The 19,087-nt window shown below is 41.3% G+C and carries 20 protein-coding genes and 2 pseudogenes; 9 read left to right on the forward strand and 13 right to left on the reverse strand.

Annotated features, from left to right (window positions below; genetic code table 11):
- Positions 1 to 200: 200 nt before the first annotated feature.
- From QYG89_RS06700 to QYG89_RS06730, 7 genes are read right to left on the reverse strand one after another with little or no spacing between them, the layout of a single operon-like run.
- A complete protein-coding gene (locus QYG89_RS06700; RefSeq protein WP_404315882.1) occupies positions 201 to 1,025 on the reverse strand; it encodes an urease accessory protein UreD in 825 nt (274 codons plus the stop codon).
- Position 1,026: 1 nt separating this feature from the next.
- Positions 1,027 to 1,638, reverse strand: coding sequence for an urease accessory protein UreG (gene ureG / locus QYG89_RS06705; protein WP_404315884.1), 612 nt, complete (start codon positions 1,636 to 1,638; stop codon positions 1,027 to 1,029).
- A gap of 23 nt (positions 1,639 to 1,661) precedes the next feature.
- Positions 1,662 to 2,348 carry an urease accessory protein UreF gene (locus QYG89_RS06710; RefSeq protein WP_404315886.1) on the reverse strand — a complete coding sequence of 229 codons (687 nt, stop codon included), beginning with the start codon at positions 2,346 to 2,348 and terminating at the stop codon, positions 1,662 to 1,664.
- Complete coding sequence (gene ureE / locus QYG89_RS06715; RefSeq protein WP_404315888.1) at positions 2,341 to 2,796, reverse strand: urease accessory protein UreE; 456 nt, start codon at positions 2,794 to 2,796, stop codon at positions 2,341 to 2,343. The genes QYG89_RS06710 and ureE overlap by 8 nt, the downstream gene beginning before the upstream one ends.
- 10 nt (positions 2,797 to 2,806) lie before the next feature.
- The gene (ureC, locus tag QYG89_RS06720; RefSeq protein ID WP_404315890.1) at positions 2,807 to 4,519 is read right to left on the reverse strand and encodes an urease subunit alpha; all 1,713 of its coding nucleotides are present in this window, start codon (positions 4,517 to 4,519) and stop codon (positions 2,807 to 2,809) included.
- On the reverse strand, positions 4,516 to 4,839 hold the full coding sequence (locus QYG89_RS06725) for an urease subunit beta (RefSeq protein ID WP_404315892.1): 324 nt from the start codon (positions 4,837 to 4,839) through the stop codon (positions 4,516 to 4,518). The genes ureC and QYG89_RS06725 overlap by 4 nt, the downstream gene beginning before the upstream one ends.
- A 24-nt stretch (positions 4,840 to 4,863) precedes the next feature.
- The gene (locus tag QYG89_RS06730) at positions 4,864 to 5,166 is read right to left on the reverse strand and encodes an urease subunit gamma (protein ID WP_404315894.1); all 303 of its coding nucleotides are present in this window, start codon (positions 5,164 to 5,166) and stop codon (positions 4,864 to 4,866) included.
- Between the two features lie 477 nt (positions 5,167 to 5,643).
- Between QYG89_RS06730 and QYG89_RS06735 the strand changes: the two genes are divergently transcribed.
- From QYG89_RS06735 to QYG89_RS06755, 5 genes are all read left to right on the forward strand, one after another.
- Positions 5,644 to 6,588, forward strand: a complete 945-nt coding sequence (locus QYG89_RS06735) for an urea transporter (RefSeq protein WP_404315896.1) — start codon at positions 5,644 to 5,646, stop codon at positions 6,586 to 6,588.
- A gap of 119 nt (positions 6,589 to 6,707) precedes the next feature.
- Positions 6,708 to 7,391 (forward strand): response regulator transcription factor, encoded by a 684-nt coding sequence (locus QYG89_RS06740; protein WP_404315898.1) that lies wholly within the window; start codon positions 6,708 to 6,710, stop codon positions 7,389 to 7,391.
- A 3-nt stretch (positions 7,392 to 7,394) separates the two neighbouring features.
- The gene (locus tag QYG89_RS06745; RefSeq protein ID WP_404315900.1) at positions 7,395 to 8,744 is read left to right on the forward strand and encodes a sensor histidine kinase; all 1,350 of its coding nucleotides are present in this window, start codon (positions 7,395 to 7,397) and stop codon (positions 8,742 to 8,744) included.
- 96 nt (positions 8,745 to 8,840) lie between these two features.
- Positions 8,841 to 9,404, forward strand: coding sequence for a PepSY domain-containing protein (locus QYG89_RS06750; RefSeq protein WP_404315902.1), 564 nt, complete (start codon positions 8,841 to 8,843; stop codon positions 9,402 to 9,404).
- A gap of 198 nt (positions 9,405 to 9,602) precedes the next feature.
- Positions 9,603 to 10,505 carry a DUF5342 family protein gene (locus QYG89_RS06755; protein ID WP_404315904.1) on the forward strand — a complete coding sequence of 301 codons (903 nt, stop codon included), beginning with the start codon at positions 9,603 to 9,605 and terminating at the stop codon, positions 10,503 to 10,505.
- 225 nt (positions 10,506 to 10,730) lie between these two features.
- On the opposite strand, the gene QYG89_RS06760 is transcribed toward QYG89_RS06755, so the two are convergent.
- From QYG89_RS06760 to QYG89_RS06770, 3 genes and pseudogenes are all read right to left on the reverse strand, one after another.
- On the reverse strand, positions 10,731 to 11,321 hold the full coding sequence (locus QYG89_RS06760) for a methyl-accepting chemotaxis protein (RefSeq protein ID WP_404316199.1): 591 nt from the start codon (positions 11,319 to 11,321) through the stop codon (positions 10,731 to 10,733).
- 351 nt (positions 11,322 to 11,672) lie between these two features.
- A pseudogene (locus QYG89_RS06765) lies at positions 11,673 to 12,440 on the reverse strand (cache domain-containing protein); the annotation flags it as partial.
- Positions 12,441 to 12,765: 325 nt separating this feature from the next.
- Positions 12,766 to 13,935 carry an FtsW/RodA/SpoVE family cell cycle protein gene (locus QYG89_RS06770; protein WP_404315906.1) on the reverse strand — a complete coding sequence of 390 codons (1,170 nt, stop codon included), beginning with the start codon at positions 13,933 to 13,935 and terminating at the stop codon, positions 12,766 to 12,768.
- Between the two features lie 258 nt (positions 13,936 to 14,193).
- Between QYG89_RS06770 and QYG89_RS06775 the strand changes: the two genes are divergently transcribed.
- Positions 14,194 to 14,508 (forward strand): thioredoxin family protein, encoded by a 315-nt coding sequence (locus tag QYG89_RS06775; protein ID WP_404315908.1) that lies wholly within the window; start codon positions 14,194 to 14,196, stop codon positions 14,506 to 14,508.
- A 163-nt stretch (positions 14,509 to 14,671) separates the two neighbouring features.
- On the opposite strand, the gene QYG89_RS06780 is transcribed toward QYG89_RS06775, so the two are convergent.
- The gene (locus tag QYG89_RS06780; RefSeq protein WP_404315910.1) at positions 14,672 to 15,070 is read right to left on the reverse strand and encodes a hypothetical protein; all 399 of its coding nucleotides are present in this window, start codon (positions 15,068 to 15,070) and stop codon (positions 14,672 to 14,674) included.
- A gap of 487 nt (positions 15,071 to 15,557) precedes the next feature.
- Between QYG89_RS06780 and QYG89_RS06785 the strand changes: the two are divergent.
- A pseudogene (locus QYG89_RS06785) lies at positions 15,558 to 16,100 on the forward strand (protoglobin domain-containing protein); the annotation flags it as partial.
- 216 nt (positions 16,101 to 16,316) lie between these two features.
- Positions 16,317 to 16,868 carry a methyl-accepting chemotaxis protein gene (locus QYG89_RS06790; RefSeq protein ID WP_404316200.1) on the forward strand — a complete coding sequence of 184 codons (552 nt, stop codon included), beginning with the start codon at positions 16,317 to 16,319 and terminating at the stop codon, positions 16,866 to 16,868.
- 131 nt (positions 16,869 to 16,999) lie between these two features.
- Here QYG89_RS06790 and QYG89_RS06795 read toward each other — a convergent pair whose 3' ends face one another.
- Entirely contained in the window at positions 17,000 to 17,338 is a 339-nt protein-coding gene (locus QYG89_RS06795) for a winged helix-turn-helix transcriptional regulator (RefSeq protein WP_404315912.1), read from the reverse strand.
- A 238-nt stretch (positions 17,339 to 17,576) separates the two neighbouring features.
- Here QYG89_RS06795 and QYG89_RS06800 point away from each other — a divergent pair, with 238 nt between their 5' ends.
- A complete protein-coding gene (locus QYG89_RS06800) occupies positions 17,577 to 18,176 on the forward strand; it encodes a nitroreductase family protein (RefSeq protein WP_404315914.1) in 600 nt (199 codons plus the stop codon).
- Between the two features lie 41 nt (positions 18,177 to 18,217).
- Here the strand turns inward: QYG89_RS06800 and nagB are convergent, their stop codons facing one another.
- The gene (nagB, locus tag QYG89_RS06805; protein ID WP_404315916.1) at positions 18,218 to 18,949 is read right to left on the reverse strand and encodes a glucosamine-6-phosphate deaminase; all 732 of its coding nucleotides are present in this window, start codon (positions 18,947 to 18,949) and stop codon (positions 18,218 to 18,220) included.
- Between the last annotated feature and the right edge of the window lie 138 nt (positions 18,950 to 19,087).

Raw genomic sequence — 19,087 nt, forward strand, 5'->3', positions numbered from 1 at the left:
ATTTTTACTCATTCGTGTCACTACAATACGTGTTTAATATATAAATGATTCATTTAAAAATTGTAACATGGTTTGATGTTCGAAACGAATAGTAATCATCCAAAAACTTCGACATTAAAAAAGCCGCAAAGATCAACATTCTTTAGCCGCATTTTCATGTTTAGTCCCTGGCAATCAACGAGACTGCCAGGGATGAAGCATTAATATTTTCTTAAGGAACTGGGGCTTGTATTAAACCATTCTTGACTAATCATACGATGATATTCAGCAAATACCCTCTCAATTATTTGTGTCGAATGCGCTAACATACGAATAGTAAACCCCGGGATGGGAAGATGCGATAAACCAATTTTATATTCATCTGTGTTCGTAGGAACAGCATGATATAACTGATCAAGAAGGTCATTGTTCGTTTGTTCGCCTACTACAATCATGGAACCTAAATGAGAGAAGCCCTCCATCAATCCCAGATCATCTATCTTTTGAACAGATGGACTCAATTTAATATGATCATAAACAGCCAACTCATTATCCATATAGATTTCATTTATTAATTGAACCCTCTCATAACTGAATCGTTCGCCATCTGGAGACCACCCTGGGGTAATAATGTCAGAATAAAGGAGTGTGGCACCTTTCTCCATACGAATCACATTTTTTTGTTTGTAGCGCGCATGTCGATAGGCAATAAGCGGATCGGGTATATATTCAAGGTAACTGCCCTCTTTGAGAGAAATTTCTGTTTCTTGATAAGCATATTTATTAGGAGTTTTATACACTTTCGTTGCTGATTGAGTTGTTAAAGTTAGTCGCGCTTGCGGCTCCAGCGAAATTTGCATTTGATAGCGGTCGCCGTCTAAGTAGCCTCCGCCCGGATTTAAAATGTAATAACAAACCTGTCCGGAATCATCGTGGTAAATCGGACGCATAACCTTAAATGCCCCTTGGAAATATGCGTTCTTTGCGACGGTTTTTCCCGCTCTATCCTCTACATCTAAACGTAAAACCCCTGTCCATTCCGACATCTTATTCCAATCCTTTTAATAAGGCATTTTTCTTAATCCAGTCGATCACTTGATCCAGCCCTGTATTATCTTTTAAGTTTGTAAAAACAAATGGCTTGTCCCCGCGAAAAACTTTCGTGTCCGCCTCCATTACGTCCAGGCTTGCTCCAACGAAAGGGGCTAAATCTGTTTTATTAATGATAAATAAATCAGATTTAATCATCCCTTGTCCGCCTTTACGGGGGATTTTTTCTCCTTGAGCAACATCAATAATATAAATCGAAAAATCAACGAGTTCAGGGCTAAACGTCGCCGCCAAATTATCCCCGCCGCTTTCCACAAAGATTAGTTCGACGTCCGGGTGTTTCCTCTGTAATTCATCAATTGCAGCGAAATTCATAGAGGCATCTTCACGTATCGCAGTATGAGGGCATCCGCCTGTCTCTACACCGATAATACGGTCTGCGGGAAGCACCCCGTTTTGCATTAAAAATTTAGCATCTTCTTTTGTGTAAATATCGTTCGTCACGACTGCCATACTAATTTCCCCGTCCAAATGTCGTGTCAGCTTTTCAACTAACATCGTTTTTCCTGCACCAACAGGTCCTCCTACCCCAATCTTAATAGGTTCCATAAAAGCACTCCCTTTCATCAATATCAAGACATGAAAATGCGAATATTCACGCGTTCATGCTGCATTTGAGATAATTCCAACCCTGGAGAAACGATACCGAAGTCTTCTTCATCTATAGTCTGAATTTTTGCTGTTGCATCAACTAAAGCCTCTTGAATCTCTTGAATGATTTTCTGTCCTGCCGTTTGTCCTAAAGGAATCGCCCGTACGGCATTTTGCACAAGACTCGAAACAACCGAGTACAAATAATATAACGTAGTAGTTGTTGTTGAAACGCCTAGATAGTGCCCTATTATCGTAAAAACAATGGCTGGATGGCCAAATGACTGCTTGTCCTTTATCCGTTCTCCGTATTGTGTCAAAATAGGAACATCATATAAGGTTTCTACGAGCTTTACCATCCGCTCGCCCATCCTTTGAGTACCTTCCCTCGTTTCTCGCGGCAAGTTCTGCACGGTCAGCATTCGATCCAGCTTCCATACTTTTTGAAAGTCTTCCTTTTCCAGCGCTTCATATACGAGATGACAAGCAAGCCCATCCGAATAAATGAGCTGCTCGTTTAAGTAAACATAAAGCCACTGTAAAAACGATTGTTGGTCGTGAACTTGATCTTCTTGAATATATGTCTCAAGACCATATGAATGGCTGAACGCTCCCGTTGGAAAGTTAGAATCGCATAGTTGAAATAATGAAAGAACGTTTCTATCCATGACTATGCCCGATATGGCGAAAGGCCTGTTTAACTTTTCTGTCTTCACGTTTATAAGGGATTTGCAGTTCTTGCAGCAATTCTTCCACAAGGTAATCGTACTGAACAAGCATCTCGTTCTCTTCAAATTGGGCTGGAAGATGGCGATTCCCTAACTGGTGGGCGATGGTTCCCATTTCTTTCAGGCTGCGCGGACTGATTACTAATAAATCATCGGATAAGACATCTATGACAATGAGATTTTTATCATCCATATATAGAACATCACCGGCGACAAGGTCACGCGGAGCTTTTAAGCGAATGCCCATTTCTTTGCCATGATCTGTCTTTACTCTTTGAATCCGCTTCACTAAATCAGCGCTTTCAAGATAGACTTTTTCGATGTGTCGTTTCTCAATCTCTTCTCTTTCCATGCTTTCAATATTTGTTACGATATGTTCAACTATCAATACATTCACCTCAAAACAGGAAATATCGTTGCCCCATCGGTACTTTATCCACTGGTTCACATGTAATAAGCTCTCCGTTTACTCTTACTTCATAAGTTTGTGGATCGACAGTTATTTCTGGCGTTTCAGCATTCAGCTTCATATCCTTTTTCGTTAATTTCCTAATGCCGCGAACCGGAAGAATCATTTTTTCCAAACCAAGCTTCTCAGGTACGTGATCATCAAAAGCGGCTTGAGAAATAAACGTAATAGAACTCTTCGACAAAGCTTTTCCAACCGACGCATACATTGGGCGATAGATAATCGGCTGTGGTGTAGGAATAGACGCATTTGCATCCCCCATCAACCCTTCTACAACCAATCCATTTTTAAGAACCATTTCGGGTTTTACACCGAAAAATGCTGGATTCCAAAGAACAAGGTCAGCAATTTTCCCTACTTCGATTGAACCAACGTATTCGGAAATACCATGAGTGATGGCTGGATTGATTGTATACTTGGCAATATAGCGCTTCGCACGGTTATTATCCGAGAGCTCTCTGTCTCCTTGCATGATCCCTCTCTGTTTCTTCATTTTGTCTGCTGTTTGCCACGTGCGTAAAACAACTTCTCCGACACGCCCCATTGCCTGTGCATCGGAGCTTACCATACTAAATACTCCCATATCCTGGAGTATATCCTCTGCAGCAATCGTTTCACGTCTAATACGCGAATCGGCAAAAGCAAGGTCTTCAGGAATAGATGGATTTAAATGGTGACACACCATTAACATGTCAAGATGCTCATCGATCGTATTCACCGTATATGGTAACGTCGGGTTAGTAGACGATGGCAGAACATTCATAAAGCTCGCTGATTTAATTAAATCGGGAGCATGTCCGCCGCCTGCACCTTCTGTATGATACATATGAATGACGCGATCTTTCAAAGCTGCCATCGTGTTCTCCATAAATCCGCCTTCATTTAAGGTGTCGGCATGAAGAGCGACCTGTACATCATACTTTTCAGCTACACTTAATGCATGATCCAGAGCGGAAGCTGTAGCTCCCCAGTCTTCATGAACTTTCAATCCAATGGCACCTGCACGCACTTGTTCTGCAAGCGGCTCTTCAGTAGCAGCTTGTCCTTTCGCGGTGAATCCAACATTAATTGGCATCCCCTCCGCTGCTTGGAGCATTCGATGCATATTCCATTCACCTGGTGTAACGGTTGTCGCTTTCGATCCTGCAGCAGGACCCGTTCCTCCTCCGATTAGAGTAGTAAGACCTGAAGTTAGTGCCGTTCTAATCTGTTCTGGATTAATAAAGTGAACATGAGTGTCGATTCCACCGGCCGTCACAATCATTCCTTCTCCGGCGATAATTTCTGTACCCGCTCCAATCACAATATCCACATTGTCCATGATTAACGGATTACCCGCTTTTCCGATTGCGGCGATTTTCCCATCGCGAAGGCCAATATCTGCTTTATAGATGCCAGTATAATCAAAGATTACTGCATTCGTAATGACGGTATCCGGTATTCCATCTCCTCGTGTCACAAGAGGATGCTCTCCCATCCCGTCACGTATCACTTTCCCGCCGCCAAATACGACTTCGTCACCGTACGTGGTATGATCTTTCTCAATTTCAATAATGATGTCTGTATCCGCGAGGCGTATAGAATCACCTGTAGTTGGTCCGTACATTTGAGCATATTGCTTTCTCGACATGTTAAAACTCATTGCTCGCCCTCTCTTTCTAACGATCCATCGACTTTATTGTTAAAGCCATACACGCGGCGTTCTCCAGCATAATCCACCAATTCGACTTCTTTTTCATCCCCAGGTTCAAAACGAACAGCTGCACCTGCTGGAATGTTCAATCGTTTCCCATAAGCTTCCTCTCTACTAAATTGAAGCGCCTCGTTTACCTCATAAAAGTGAAAATGAGACCCCACTTGAATGGGCCGGTCGCCTGTATTCGTCACAAAAAGTTTGGATGTTGTTCTTCCAGCATTACAAACGATTTCTTCTTCTTTTAAAAATAATTGTCCCGGTTCCATATGGATGATGCCTCCCATTCCTTTTTATCTAATTGGACTATGCACTGTCACAAGCTTTGTTCCATCGGGAAAAGTCGCTTCGACTTGAATATCATCAAGCATTTCTGGAATGCCTTCCATGACATCTTCGCGGGACAAAATCGTTGCACCATATTCCATTAATTGAGCAACTGTTTTTCCATCTCGTGCGCCTTCCAGCACTTCGTAAGTAATAAGTGCTACAGCTTCCGGGTAATTTAATTTCAAACCTCTTTCTTTCCGTCGTTTAGCAAGATCAGCAGCTACTACAATCATGAGCTTGTCTATTTCACGGGGTAATAATTGCATCGTAAAGCCTCCTTAAATTATGTAGTAACGAAATAAACAAAACCTCCTCAATAAAACATTACCGAGGTGAAATTAATTTTTGTTTTGATTCAACACATCCTTTCATAAGAATGGCCCATCATATAATTATTTAAACTGCTACTGAAAACTTTATTCATAAGGTTAACTTGGATTGAGGTGAGTCCTCTTAGTATGTTGCGGAGATTGTAAAACTTTGGCGAAATTACTCGTATTTTGTAACCGAGGAGGAATACATAGTGGATTGTAAACAATTTCGCACAATAAATCAAGTCACTGACAAGACACTTGTCAGTAGAATTTAGTTTGCGACGTGTACACATTTCACTTGCTTTGTCGACAATCACAAATAGGTGCTCTAAAAACCATGAATCCCAGTATGGGTTTAAGTCTTTCTAACAACGTATATTAAAGGCCATGAAGGAGGAATGATAACAAAAGTTAGAAAAAGGAGAGATCATGATGCTAAACAATCACAAACTTTACAATCAAGGGCCGCTTTTTTCTCTTCTCTCGGCATCGCTGAAGGGAATTTCTCAAGTTATATTGATTGAAAATGCTGTTACTGGTTTTATCATTCTATTGGCAATTACAACTTCGTCTTATGCTTTAGGTATCATTACTCTATTATCGGCTTTGATAGGAACGATCATTGGAAAATTAGGGGGAGCCGATGAAAACAGCGTGAATCAAGGGTTATTTGGATATAACTCTGTACTGACAGGAATTGCGCTGATCTTGTTTTTCACTGGACCTTATCAGTGGATTATCGCGCTTGCCGGAGCTGCAATTGCAGCAGTCTTTACAGCTGCTATGATGCACCTAATGGGAAAGACAGGAATACCGGTTCTTACCTTTCCTTTCATTATACTGACATGGTTTCTGCTGCTCGTTTCTTACCGGTTAAAGACTTTCCAATTAACTACTGGCCTAGTTCCCCAAGATTTATCTCATTGGGAGCTGGACATAACCGGAAAGATAGATTGGATGGAAGGAGCTCTCAACGGAATCGGACAAGCTTTCTTTCTCCACAGTATTTTATCTGGGATTCTGCTTTTTATTGCGGTATTTTGGGCTGGATGGAAGCTCGGCCTTTATGCTGTGGCAGGAAATGCGGCTGCTTTGCTCGTGTCGTATGCACTAGGCGGGGAGCATACTTTGATTTATAAGGGGCTTTACGGATATAATGCCATATTAGCGATTTTAGCTGTATCTGTAGTATTTAATGAAGATCGTCATCGCTTGGCACCACTCTCGGGTGTGATTGCCGCTTGTTTGACAGTACCGCTCACAGCAAGTGTAGCTACTTGGCTTTTACCGTATGGGCTTCCCACTTTGACGATGCCTTTTGTTCTCAGTACATGGCTCGTCTTAAGTGCCAGGAAGGTTCTTCCCAAGTTGTAACAAACTTGATCATTCGAGAGATTTCCTTCATCCCAAGGCGGTCTTATATTAGTTGGAGACAGCCCAGCGGCTTTTTCAGAAAAAGCCCTTACTATTTGATATAAAAGGGGGAATCATAGATGAATAAAGGAAGAATTTTAATCGTGGAAGATGAAGCTAAAATTGCACGTCTTATTCAATTAGAGCTGGAGTATGAAGGGTACGAAACAAAAACTGCCCACACTGGGATGGAAGGTTTTTCTTTATTTCAACAAGAAGATTGGGACCTGCTTCTATTAGATGTCATGCTTCCAGAATTAAGCGGTCTTGAAGTGTTGAGGCGCATTCGTTCAGCCGACGGCCATGTACCTGTTATCTTATTAACAGCGCGCGATGCCCTGCCTGATAAAGTCAGCGGACTGGACTTAGGCGCCAATGATTACATTACGAAGCCCTTTCAAATTGAAGAGTTACTTGCACGCATTCGTGTATGGATGCGCCACCCGCCTTCCGTAGACAAAACGGATGATTCGCTTGAATTTGGAGAGTTAATCGTAAAAGAAAAAACACGTGAAGTGTATCGAGCCGGGCAGCCGATTGAATTAACTCCAAAAGAGTATGATTTACTCGTGTACTTATTGAAAAATCAAAATCAGGTCTTAACCTTCGATCAACTATTAACAAATGTATGGGGATTTGATTACTATGGCGATACAAACGTGGTATATGTGTATATTCGTTATTTGCGTAAAAAGATCGACTCACCATTTTCAAAGCCTTATATTCATACCGTTCGCGGTGTTGGATATATATTAAAGGAATAAAAAATGAAACTTCAAACAAAAATCATACTTACATCTACCATTTTACTTTTTGCGCTTTTAGTCGTTGCTAATGGTTCAATTTACTTTATTTTCAAACAGACGATGACAAATAATGCGATGGAGCACCTTAAAGCAGAGACTGAAAACATGACAGAGGGCCTAAAGCAAACAGCTAATACTTCCGTTAGCACAGAAAATCTATTGCGGGCTTATTTGCCTCTTAATGGAATGATTCGAATTCTTCCTCTACGGGGAAAACCGCTATTTGTAGCCATTAAAGAACAAATTCATTTACAGAACCTCCCTTTTTCGTACGAATCAGGTGAAAAAGCGGATGTCATTCATCATGATCGTCATTTATATGCAGTGATTCACACACCAGTAATTTGGAACAATGGTGATGTTGTTTCACTTGAAGTAACGGAGCATTTGACAGATGTAGAACATTCTTTGAAAATTTTGAGGGTCATTTTGATCGCTGCGTCCCTTCTTATTTTCATTCCAACCATCATTGGCGGCCAAATCCTAAGCCGAGTCATCCTTCTTCCGATTCAATCACTCATTCAAACGATGGAGGAAATTCAAGAATCGCGGACATTTAAAAAAATCATACGCAATACATCTTCAAAAGACGAACTCGATCAAATGGCTAATACATTTAATAGCATGATGGATTTATTAGAGGAAAATTATAAGAAGCAAGAACAATTCGTATCTGATGCCTCGCACGAGTTAAAAACACCGCTCACGGTCATAGAAAGCTATGCAAATATGTTAAAGCGCTGGGGAATGAAACGTCCTGATATTTTGGAAGAAGCAATAGAAGCCATTCATTCTGAATCGATTCGGATGAAACAATTGATAAAACAAATGCTTTTACTGGCAAAGGGGGAATCTCAGTGGCAAATGAGTATCGAACAAGTAGATATAGCCGCTGTCTGCCGCCAAACAGCAAAGCATCTACAACAAGCCTTTCAGCGTTCAATTTCCATACATGTACATACAGATGATCCAATCATTATGGCAGACGAAAAAAAAACAAAACAGCTTCTGTACATTTTAATAGATAACGCCTTTAAATATAGTGAAGAATCGGTTGACATTGCCATTACACGGAGTAAGTCCTCCCTGTTCCTAGCGATTACCGATTATGGAGTAGGCATTCCCAAAGAGGATTTAATCCATGTATACGAACGGTTTTTCCGTGTAGATAAAGCAAGAACGAGAGAAACTGGAGGATCAGGATTAGGGCTTTCTATTGCAAGAAAAATTGTCGCTGCCCATAATGGCGAGATTCATATTGATAGCGAAGAGGGAAAAGGCACAACGGTTACGCTGACATTTCCTGTTTGACATGTTACACATCTTGAACATAGAACTGTTTCATAAGAGTCTGACACTTTAGTTCGTTCCACTGAATTTTTCTATCATACAAGAGGTGAACAGCGTATGAAAAAATTAGTTGCAGGTGTGTTATTCATTCTCCTCGTCGGCACCGTCGGCTGGTATAGTGTAACAAAAACAGTGAATCGCTCGGAATCCCTCCTTTCAGAAGAAACAGTCAGCCATATGATTCAGAAAAAATATGGCGCTGCTGTCGAGGAGATCGACAGTGACCAAGAAAATGATCAACCAATCTATAAACTGACAATCATTAAAGATCAAATTCCTTATAAGGTGACTGTAGATGGACAAACAGGCGAAGTTCTTTCTTTTACAAAACAAAAAATGAATAACAAAAAACCTCTCGTCACTCAAAACACCAACGAAAAAGAGAGCACGGATTCCACCCCTTCTGCTCCTAGTACACCTATTACAGAAGAACAAGCTAAAAATATAGCACTAGAAAAAGTCACCGGCACTATTATTGAAGTAGATTTGGACGATGAAGACGGACAACTTGTGTACGAAGTGGATATCGATCAATCAAAAACAAAAGAAGCCACTGTCGTCATTAACGCCTACACTGGAGAAATTGAAGCCATTACATTTGAAACAAAGGACACTGACTAAGATTTTCTAAGGAAATTTTAAACTTCCCCTTCTTTTTCTTTAAATTAGGGCGGCTATACTATAGATACAAACGAAATGAGGAAGGTATACTCACTATTATTTTCCTCTGATTATCTTAAGTTGGACTGAAGAACGGAGAATATCTAAGGTCCTTTAGGGTAAACTTAAAAAACAATTATATTTAAGGAGGCTTTCATCATGTTTGAAGATTTTGAGGTAAAACCACTGTTTGAAGATCAAGTGCATGAACGTCATCAGTTCACACTGAATGTTCATGGAAACCAATATCAAGGAATTTTCCACGATGAGAAAATTCATTGGTTCCATCCACACCCTGAACGCAGCCTGGAAGCAGATCACCTTAAAGCTGTCGAATCTAAGGTGCATGATTTGATGACCGGCGACTTGGGGGGCGAAAGTCTTCAGCTTGAAAGCTTTGAAGTAAAACCATTGTTTGGAGATCAAGTGCATGAACGTCATCAGTTCACGCTCAATATTCAAGGAAATCAATATCAAGGAATTTTCCATGAAAAAGAAATTAGCTGGTTCCATCCACACCCTGAACGCAGTCTAGAGGAAGGTCATCTTAAAGTTGTCGAATCTGAAGTGCACGACTTGATGACTGACCACTTGGAAGACAATAATCATAATTTTGAAGACTTTGAGGTCAAGCCATTGTTTGAAGATCAAGTGCATGAACGTCATCAGTTCACACTCAATATTCAAGGGAACCAATATCAAGGCCTTTTTCATGAAAAGGAAATTAACTGGTTCCATCCACACCCTGAACGCAGCCTGGAGGAAGATCACCTTAAAGCTGTCGAATCTAAGGTGCATAACTTGATGAGCGATCATTTGGAGGACAGTAATCAGAACTTTGAAGATTTTGAGGTCAAGCCACTATTTGAAGATCAAGTACATGAACGTCATCAGTTCACACTCAATATTCAAGGGAACGAGTACCAGGGTCTTTTCCATGAACAGGAAATCAGTTGGTTCCATCCACACCCTGAACGCACTTTAGAGGAAGATCACCTTAAAGCTGTCGAATCTGAGGTACAGGACTTGATGTCTAATTACCTGGAAGACAATAATAATTAACAAGGAACCGGCCATGTGAACTTTTCTGTCAATCTAATCTTCCCTTTTCCCGCTTCACTACAGAAAGAGGCCGGCTCAAATTTAGAATGTCTGTTTCCACAACGATGTATTGTATGGTTGAGTGTTTAGTATTCAACCATACAATACATCGTGAGTGAAGCCAAACCATGGAGCCGCCCTCTGCTTCATTCTGTTCTTGGTAGATTAAGTGTTCTATAAACGTTTTTAAGATAGTCTTAATTTAGAAATCTTCTGTTTCAGTTCCTCGCCGGCTTCATTTAACTGCTCAGCAGAGTCTGCAATGGCAGCGATCGCCCGCAGCTGTTCTTCCATGGAAGCTGTCACTTCTTCAGTGGAAGCAGCTGATTGCTCAGCAACCGCTGCAATGCTTTCGATCGACTGCAGCACTTCCTCTTTATGACTCCCCATCGCTTTCATTTCCGAGCCAACTTCATGAATAGATGAAACAATATCCTCTATAGAAGCAGCAATGAGTTGAAAGGCTTGTTCTGTCTCTGTCACAGCCTTTGTCTGTTCCGCTGTTAACGTTTGGTTCAATTCAATCGCTTTAGAAGCTTTTTCCGTTTCTTGAATGATGCCCGTTAAGGTCTGCTGGACTTCCCCTGTCGCCTTAGCAGATTGTTCTGCAAGCTTTCTTACTTCTTCTGCTACCACAGAAAAGCCCTTTCCATGCTCTCCGGCTCTTGCCGCTTCAATCGACGCATTTAACGCTAACAGATCGGTTTGATCAGAAATCGCATGAATTACTGCAATAACACTTTCAATCTCTTTCACCCTATCAGACAGACGGGTCATCACTTCTGCGACCGATTGAGTAAGTTGATTCGTTTCTTCTGACTTCAATTGCAGGCTGTTTACTTGCTCTAGACCAGCCTGGCTTGCTTCGCTGGCTGCCTTGCTTTTCTCCGTCATTTTTTCATTTTGTCGTTGAACCGCTTCCATTTGTGCGGTAAAGTCAATCATCTTCAAGTTAGACGCTTCAGCATCTTCAGCCTGCTTAGCGGCTCCGCTCGCAATTTCGTGAATCGCACTGCCGACTTCTTCGCTTGAAGCCGATGTTTCTTCAGCAATGGCGCTTAAATTTTGTGAAGAGTCGCCAACCTGCCGAATCGATTGTTCAACCGCCAGGATAATTTCTCTCATATTCGCCGCCATCATATTAAAGCCTTTTGCCAGTGTCCCAATCTCATCTTTATTCTTAATTCGCAGGGCCTCTACCGTTAAATCACCATCGGCTAACCGGTTGGCATGCTCGGTTACTAAATGAAGCGGTTTCGTTAAAGATCTTGTGAACAAAATAATCACAGCAAGTCCAATGATTGTGGCTGCAGCAATCGTGATTGCAATAATAACTAGAACTTGATTGGCTCCTTTATTAAAATCCATCTTATACGTTCCAGCTGCCACGACCCAGCCCCAGTTCGGGTCAAGGGCGCTATACACGACCTTTTCCCCAGTCTTCTTCGGATCATCAGGAATTTTCCATTCATAGGTCGTATATCCTCCGCCATTTTGGGCTTTATGAATCACCTCTTGAACGAAAAGACTTCCGTTTACATCAGCTACTTCCCATGAGTCGTCCCCTTCATCAGAATAGTGGGCTACGTCTCTTCCCTGTTCATCAAAGGCATTAAAATAGCCATTCTCACCAAGGTCAACTGGACTTGTTTGCTCTCTTATTCCCTCTTTATTTTTAGGTCCAATTAAATACACTCTTGCCTGCTCCTGCGCTTCTTCCATCGTCAGGCTGCCATTTTCTACTTGTTGATTGAGAGAGTCAATGATTTGCAGTGCCATCTGCACCCCATTTTTTAACGTTGTCTCTCCAACTTCATTCAGATTATTTTTGGAACTGAAAAAAGCTGTTATCCCGATCACTAGACTTGGAATGAGCAATAAAGCGACAGAGATCACAAGCAGTTTCGTTCGAATCGAATTCCATCTCAATATCTGTTTCCCCCTATGTTCTATGATGATTGTCAAAAAGTTTGCTCTTTCCTTTTATCGACTAAAGAATTAAAATTTTTAGTTATTATTCATCGGAATCATCAGAAGGCAGTAGTCCACCTTACGAAACATGACTATTTTTAAATCGATGACATCATGTATCAGCCGATTTCATCCGTATATGATCTAAATGGCTCTCTTTTTTATCCAGATCCATCAAAAAAAGATTGATCCAGACGAGAAACCTTTCTCGTTAGATCAATCTTTTGTAATGAAACGAACAAACAGCCCGCTAGTCGTCTGATGAGAACATATAGTGCCGCTCATTAAAGGTTATAGAAAATATCAGGCTAATAGCGAACATATTTCCCATGAGCGAGCTCCCGCCATAGCTAATAAATGGAAGCGGAATCCCTGTGATCGGCAAAAGTCCAATCGTCATACCGATATTTTGGAACGCATGGAACGTAATCATCGCAATAACGCCGGCACACATATATGTGTAGTAAGGGATTTTCGTGCCTAAAGCAAGCTTCGTAATATGATAGATCAGCAGAAAGAAAAGACTCACAACGATGCTGGCACCAATGAATCCATATTCTTCGCCGATAATACTGAAAATAAAGTCGGTATGACTTTCCGGCAGATACACTTCACGGTAGCCGAATCCTTTTCCCATCGTCTGCCCAGACCCGATCGCAAGCAGCGATCTCGTCAAATGGAAACCAGTAGAGCTTTCATAAGTATAAGGGTCAAGCCACGAATAAATCCGCCCAAACTGGTATTGCTTAACGCCAAGGTATTTTTCCAAAATGAGCGGATGCCAAAGCACCATGTATAAAATACCGGCAGCAGATACGATGGCCGAACCAAACAACGGCAGCAAGATTCTCCACGTAATGCCTGAAACAAAAATCATGCCGAGCAAGATAGATAGGAACACGAGCGATGTTCCAAGATCGGGCTGCTGCATAACGAGCAGAAGCGGAAACATCGTCACAAGCCCCAACTTAACGAGCAGCCATAAATCAGACTGAATCGTCTTTACTGGATTCTTCTGATGATGGATAATCAGCACACGGGAAAGCGTTAAAATTAAAAAGACTTTAATAAATTCCGACGGCTGCAGTGAAAACCCTGGAATCTGATACCAGCTTTTCGCCCCATTAATGACCGGAGCAATACTTGATGGAGCTACAATTAAAAAAGCCAGCATCATAATACCAAGCCCGTACAAATACCAAGAAACACCCATCAATTGATCAGAGTCAAAGCGAACGACGACAAAGACAATAACAATCCCCACAATATAGTAAAATATTTGCTTCATCACGAAGTTACTGCCATACTGGCCGGTCGTCTGGGCACTGTAAATCGCAATACAACTCGTAATGAACATCATTAACAATATAAGAATCAATCCGTAATCAATGCGGCTGGAGTTTTGGTTTGGAGAATTCATGGAAGGATGCCTCTTTCTTATAAAATTACACTTCTTACATTATAACGTTAAAGTGTCATTTCACAACAGTATATGGTCGGGCAAAGGGAAGAAAAATAGTTCCCATAATTGATTTTCTATTCCAACGGCTTTGTTAAATCCCTCTGTTGATTTCCACTGCGGGCGGCCTTTTCCCGCTCGTTCAATTGTTTTAATTGTCTAAAACCTCTTTAAACGGCTACAATAGAAAACAGAATCATAATTGAAGGAGAATGAGAAATGGAAAGAATTAAAAACACAGAGCAATTTCAACAACTAATTTCACAAGAAAAACCGGTCATCATGAAATTCACGGCTGGCTGGTGCCCCGACTGTACCCGCATGGATATGTTTATCGGCGACATTATCGCTGAGTATAATCAATACGATTGGTACGAGGTCGACCGCGATGAATTTCCGGAAGTCGCTGAAAAATACGATGTTATGGGCATCCCAAGCCTTTTAATTTTCCAAAACGCTGAAAAGCAGGCTCACCTTCACAGCGCCAATGCTAAATCTCCAGAGCAAGTTGTATCGTTTTTGCAGTCTGTTTAATCAATAATAAACGCCCTAGCATTGATGCCAGGGCGTTCTTTTGACTGCAAACCTATGTCCATCGAGCTTAATGGGAGTGCCTGAGAACATTTACCACATACCAAGCTGCTCCGTCTTCCCTTTAAATACTCGATCATTAAACTGTTTTCTTCCCACTCATTCACTAGGCTTCTTTTTTCATCTGCTCTTTCTTCTTTTTTCCTACTCGGCCAAATTGCCAAAGCTCACCCGACAGGATCCCCGCTGCTCCCCCAGCTGCATAAGCGAGCGCCCACAGTTCACCAACGAGTAAAAAAATAGTAATCGATAAAAGAACATACACAGGCCAGGCATACCAAAGTGACATAAAGAGGTCATCTTCCCTTCTTTCAAGCCACGAAATGCCTTTATAAAGGACGAAGCGATAAACCGCGGTAATGTAAAAAAAGAAACAAATAATACCCGCAAATGCAACAACAGCCAGCGTCCAACTAATATAAAACATCGTTAGAAAAGAAGTGAGAAGCCATATACCCAAGACAATAAAAATATAAGGATTCGTAATAAATTCTCTAATCTTCACCCTCAACGCCCCTTTATCTCTTTCTATACTATATGCAGACAAAACGGAATTAAGAAGAAAAGAAAAGCGGAGCCGACTGTTCTGGGGCGACAAGCATATGGCAGACTGACGAAAGGGCGCTTTTCAGCCATGCAGTCGGACTGGCATATGACCTCGAGCCCCAAGGAGGCGGAGCTGGACAACAGAAAAGCACAAGCGTCTCGTTCAGCCCCGACAGGCAAATGTTCTTCAATCAAAGAAGCCGCTCTTTGGCTTCATTGGGGGAAGGTTATTTGACCCGAGGGGCTAGGCGCTGCAGCTGAACAAGAAAAGCGCAAGCGCCTTCTTACAAAAGAATTCACTATTTCCTTAATTTTCAAAAATAAAGTGAACATTTCTCTTTCCTATGTAAATATTTTTCGTAAACTTCCGATATGTAAGATAAGGTTATTTTTAAAAGAGCGATGGAATCCTGTCGTATAATTGATGGGGCTATAGGAGTGGGATTATGATATTTTTCAGAACAAAAGCAAAGAAAACAGCTGAAATCGAGTTAGCAGCTTCTATTTCAGCTGTTGGGCGTCTGTCTGTACGCCCTGAAAGCAGCCTTTCTAATCAACTGGATATGATCCATTTGACAGAAAAAGATTTGACGACCGTTAAGGCATTGCAGCCTCTCGTGGAAAAGAACCTCGACAGCATTGTAACCACTTTTTATGATACGATTATTAAACAGCCAAATCTGCTCGATATTATTCAGAATCATAGCAGCGTCGAACGGCTGAAAAAAACATTAAGACAGCATATTTGGGAATTATTTAACGGAGAGATTGATGATGAATTTATTAATAAGCGGCTTCGTATTGCCTATGTACATGTACGCATCGGCTTAAAAACCAAATGGTATATGTCTGCTTTCCAGGAACTTTTCAACCTTCTTACAGACGTGATCTTCCGCCAGGACAAAACAGCTGATGAAAAGTTCCAAGAAATATCCTCTGTCTCTAAACTGTTAAACCTTGAGCAGCAGCTCGTCCTTGAAGCCTATGAAAATGAGGAGGAACGCATCCGTGCGGTAGCTCAGCAAAAGAAGGAGATACTGATAGGAAGGGTTCACTCGATTTCTCAAGAGCTTGCAGCTATTTCGGAGGAAACAAGCGCTTCCTTAAAAGAATTGGGCATGAAATCGGATTCAATTTTACAAATCTCAAAAGACGGCATGACGCTTGCAGATGAATCCGCCAATCATTCCTTAAAAGGTCAGAAAATGCTAAAAGAACAAGAAGAACAGCTGACAGATATCCAAACAGCAGTGACGGATATCCATACATTTTCAACGGAGTTAAACCATATCGCATCTAGCATTACAGAAGTCATCACGATCGTCGGCAATATTGCCGGCCAGACAAACTTGCTGGCATTAAATGCTTCGATTGAAGCTGCACGCGCTGGAGAATACGGCAAAGGCTTCGCCGTTGTTGCCGAAGAGATCCGCAAATTATCGGATCAGACGAAAACATCCACCGCTAACGTTTCTGATCATATCATGAAAACAAACGGTCTGATTGGACAAATGAGCCAATCCGTCGATAAGGTCAATGAATTAGTGGCTAAAGGAATCGACAGTATGGAAAAAACAGGGGAAGACTTCAATCAATTGCTCGAATTAATCGCCAATACGAAGCAGCAAAATCACCTCATCGAAGACGAAATGGAACAGCTTAACCGCATTGTCGAGGAAATCGAACACGCTTCTGAAGAAGTCGCGAACTCGGCTGTTGCTCTAAGTGATTCTACAGATGACTTGCATGACAACTAAGAAAGCAGCAAATTCGTTCTAGGGAGACAATTAGCCGCTAGATAAAAACACATGGCTTTTCATCATGAAAATGTCCATGTGTTTTTATGTTTGGCCTCTTTCGGGTGAACTCATGATCCACCTCTTTCTTTTTAATCAGAACTTGCTCCGTCTTGCTCCCTAATTTCAACCCATTCCTCCGCCCACTTTGAAATTTCTTTCATAATCGGGGCAAGCGCCTTTCCTTTTTCCGTTAATGTATATTCCACCCGTACAGGCACTTCTGGATACACTTTCCTAGTAACAAGCCCTTCCTCTTCCATTTCCTTCAGTCGCTCCGTCAACAGCTTTCCGCTGATCGGCAGCCCCGCTTTGATCTCTGAAAACCGCTGCGAACCTGAAAGAAGCTGATTAATAATCAATCCAGTCCATCGTTTTCCAAGCATCTGCATCCCCTTTTCAAACTTGGGACAAAGCTGAAAATCATTCATCCTCTTCACCTCTTTATTTTTTTATTATAGCCCTTTTCTCTTAAAGAAGAAATCTCTTCATCTTTATAAGCTTTGTTACTTGACATACATTTGATTTATTTTTATACTAAGTTACAAAATGTAACAAATTGATTTTTCGAGCGATTATAACATTTCTTCAAACAAGGATAAGCGCTTTGAATGACAGACATACTGCTTTTATAGGTAGTAAAATTATTTATAGAAAGAGGGAATCATCATGACAAAAGATTTTTACACAGCAGTGAAGGATAGACGCTCTATTTATGCCATCAGCAAAGAACAGCCTGTTTCTGACGAACGTATTCAAGAAATCGTTGAATTCGCAGTTAAGCATACTCCAACTTCCTTTAATTCGCAGTCTTCACGAGCAATTCTACTTCTCGGGGAACAGCATGATAAATTCTGGAATTTAACAAAAGAAACATTGCGGGAAATCGTGCCAGAGGAAGACTTCGGCTCTACTGAAGAAAAAATGGAAATGTTTAAAGCTGGAACAGGTACAATTCTCTTCTTTGAAGATGAAAAGGTCATTAAAGGACTTCAAGAACAGTTTCCAACATACAGTGATAAGTTTCCAGACTATGCTCTGCAATCGTCCGGCATGCTTCAGCACATCGTCTGGACAGCACTTGAATTAGAAGGCTTCGGTGCTACCCTTCAGCACTATCAGCCGCTCATCGATGAAAAAGTGCGCAACGAATGGAATGTGCCCGAAAACTGGACACTGCATGCACAAATGCCATTTGGTACACCAGCTGCCCCTGCAGGAGACAAAGAATTCCAGCCAATTAGTGAACGTGTTAAAGTGTTTAAATAATAAATAATGGAGCTGTCCCTTTGGGGGCAGCTCCTCTTTCATTACTTTTTCATTTTTGTTAAGGCTGCTTCGTCAATAATCACCGTTGTGTTCGGATGATTGTTTAACACCGAAGCTGGAAAGTTTTCATTCGCCTCTCCGCTGAACAGCTGTGCTGCCGTTTCTGCTTTCGACTCCCCAGAAATAAGCATGACAATTTCTTTCGCACGCATAATGGTTTCGATTCCCATTGTCAGTGCATGTGTAGGCACTTCAGCGTCACTTGGGAAAAAACGAGCATTCGCTTTTCTCGTCGATTCCTCAAGCGTAACGACGTGGGTAAGCGAATCAAATGATGTACCTGGCTCATTGAAGCCGATATGGCCGTTGCCGCCAATGCCAAGTACTTGTAAGTCGATATTCCCTGCCTCTTTAATCAACTGTTCATATTCGCTGCATTCTGCTTGTAAATCTTCCTTTTCCCCGTTTGGCAAATGAATGTTTTCTTCTGGTACGTCAATGTGATCAAACAAATGATGTCTCATGTACGCATAATAACTGCTCTCATCCGTCCGTTTCAGCCCCGCATACTCATCTAAGTTAAACGTTGTGACATTTTTGTAACTCGTTCCTGCTGTGCGATGATCGTCCACTAACCGTTTATACATCCCTTCTGGCGTTCCTCCCGTTGCAAGACCAAGCACTAGTTTCGGGTTCTGTTTTACTCTTTCTAATACAAACTGAGCAGCTGCTTCGCTTAATTCGTTATAATCTTTTACTTTTATTATTTTCATTATTGTATACTCCTTTAAATGGGAATTTATGGTCAAAAAAATAAAGAACGTACATAGCGTTCTCTTTATTTGTATCATAGTCTAAGCATTTTCTCCATTTCAAGAAAAATATTATTGTTTACCCTCTTTTATGCACAA

The sequence above is a fragment of the Bacillus lumedeiriae genome (assembly GCF_044891285.1).
Taxonomy (GTDB): Bacteria; Bacillota; Bacilli; order Bacillales; family Domibacillaceae; genus Pseudobacillus; species Pseudobacillus lumedeiriae.

What these genes read in the sequence shown, in the direction of transcription:
- ureG (WP_404315884.1), bottom strand. Translation starts at nt 1,638, where the DNA reads ATGGAACCTATTAAGATTGGGGTAGGAGGACCTGTTGGTGCAGGAAAA.
- QYG89_RS06755 (WP_404315904.1), top strand. Translation starts at nt 9,603, where the DNA reads ATGTTTGAAGATTTTGAGGTAAAACCACTGTTTGAAGATCAAGTGCAT.
- QYG89_RS06710 (WP_404315886.1), bottom strand. Translation starts at nt 2,348, where the DNA reads ATGGATAGAAACGTTCTTTCATTATTTCAACTATGCGATTCTAACTTT.
- QYG89_RS06775 (WP_404315908.1), top strand. Translation starts at nt 14,194, where the DNA reads ATGGAAAGAATTAAAAACACAGAGCAATTTCAACAACTAATTTCACAA.
- QYG89_RS06740 (WP_404315898.1), top strand. Translation starts at nt 6,708, where the DNA reads ATGAATAAAGGAAGAATTTTAATCGTGGAAGATGAAGCTAAAATTGCA.
- QYG89_RS06700 (WP_404315882.1), bottom strand. Translation starts at nt 1,025, where the DNA reads ATGTCGGAATGGACAGGGGTTTTACGTTTAGATGTAGAGGATAGAGCG.
- QYG89_RS06800 (WP_404315914.1), top strand. Translation starts at nt 17,577, where the DNA reads ATGACAAAAGATTTTTACACAGCAGTGAAGGATAGACGCTCTATTTAT.
- QYG89_RS06730 (WP_404315894.1), bottom strand. Translation starts at nt 5,166, where the DNA reads ATGCAATTATTACCCCGTGAAATAGACAAGCTCATGATTGTAGTAGCT.
- QYG89_RS06760 (WP_404316199.1), bottom strand. Translation starts at nt 11,321, where the DNA reads ATGACCCGTCTGTCTGATAGGGTGAAAGAGATTGAAAGTGTTATTGCA.
- QYG89_RS06790 (WP_404316200.1), top strand. Translation starts at nt 16,317, where the DNA reads ATGCTAAAAGAACAAGAAGAACAGCTGACAGATATCCAAACAGCAGTG.
- QYG89_RS06745 (WP_404315900.1), top strand. Translation starts at nt 7,395, where the DNA reads ATGAAACTTCAAACAAAAATCATACTTACATCTACCATTTTACTTTTT.
- ureC (WP_404315890.1), bottom strand. Translation starts at nt 4,519, where the DNA reads ATGAGTTTTAACATGTCGAGAAAGCAATATGCTCAAATGTACGGACCA.
- QYG89_RS06725 (WP_404315892.1), bottom strand. Translation starts at nt 4,839, where the DNA reads ATGGAACCGGGACAATTATTTTTAAAAGAAGAAGAAATCGTTTGTAAT.
- QYG89_RS06735 (WP_404315896.1), top strand. Translation starts at nt 5,644, where the DNA reads ATGATGCTAAACAATCACAAACTTTACAATCAAGGGCCGCTTTTTTCT.
- nagB (WP_404315916.1), bottom strand. Translation starts at nt 18,949, where the DNA reads ATGAAAATAATAAAAGTAAAAGATTATAACGAATTAAGCGAAGCAGCT.
- QYG89_RS06795 (WP_404315912.1), bottom strand. Translation starts at nt 17,338, where the DNA reads ATGAATGATTTTCAGCTTTGTCCCAAGTTTGAAAAGGGGATGCAGATG.
- QYG89_RS06750 (WP_404315902.1), top strand. Translation starts at nt 8,841, where the DNA reads ATGAAAAAATTAGTTGCAGGTGTGTTATTCATTCTCCTCGTCGGCACC.
- QYG89_RS06770 (WP_404315906.1), bottom strand. Translation starts at nt 13,935, where the DNA reads ATGAATTCTCCAAACCAAAACTCCAGCCGCATTGATTACGGATTGATT.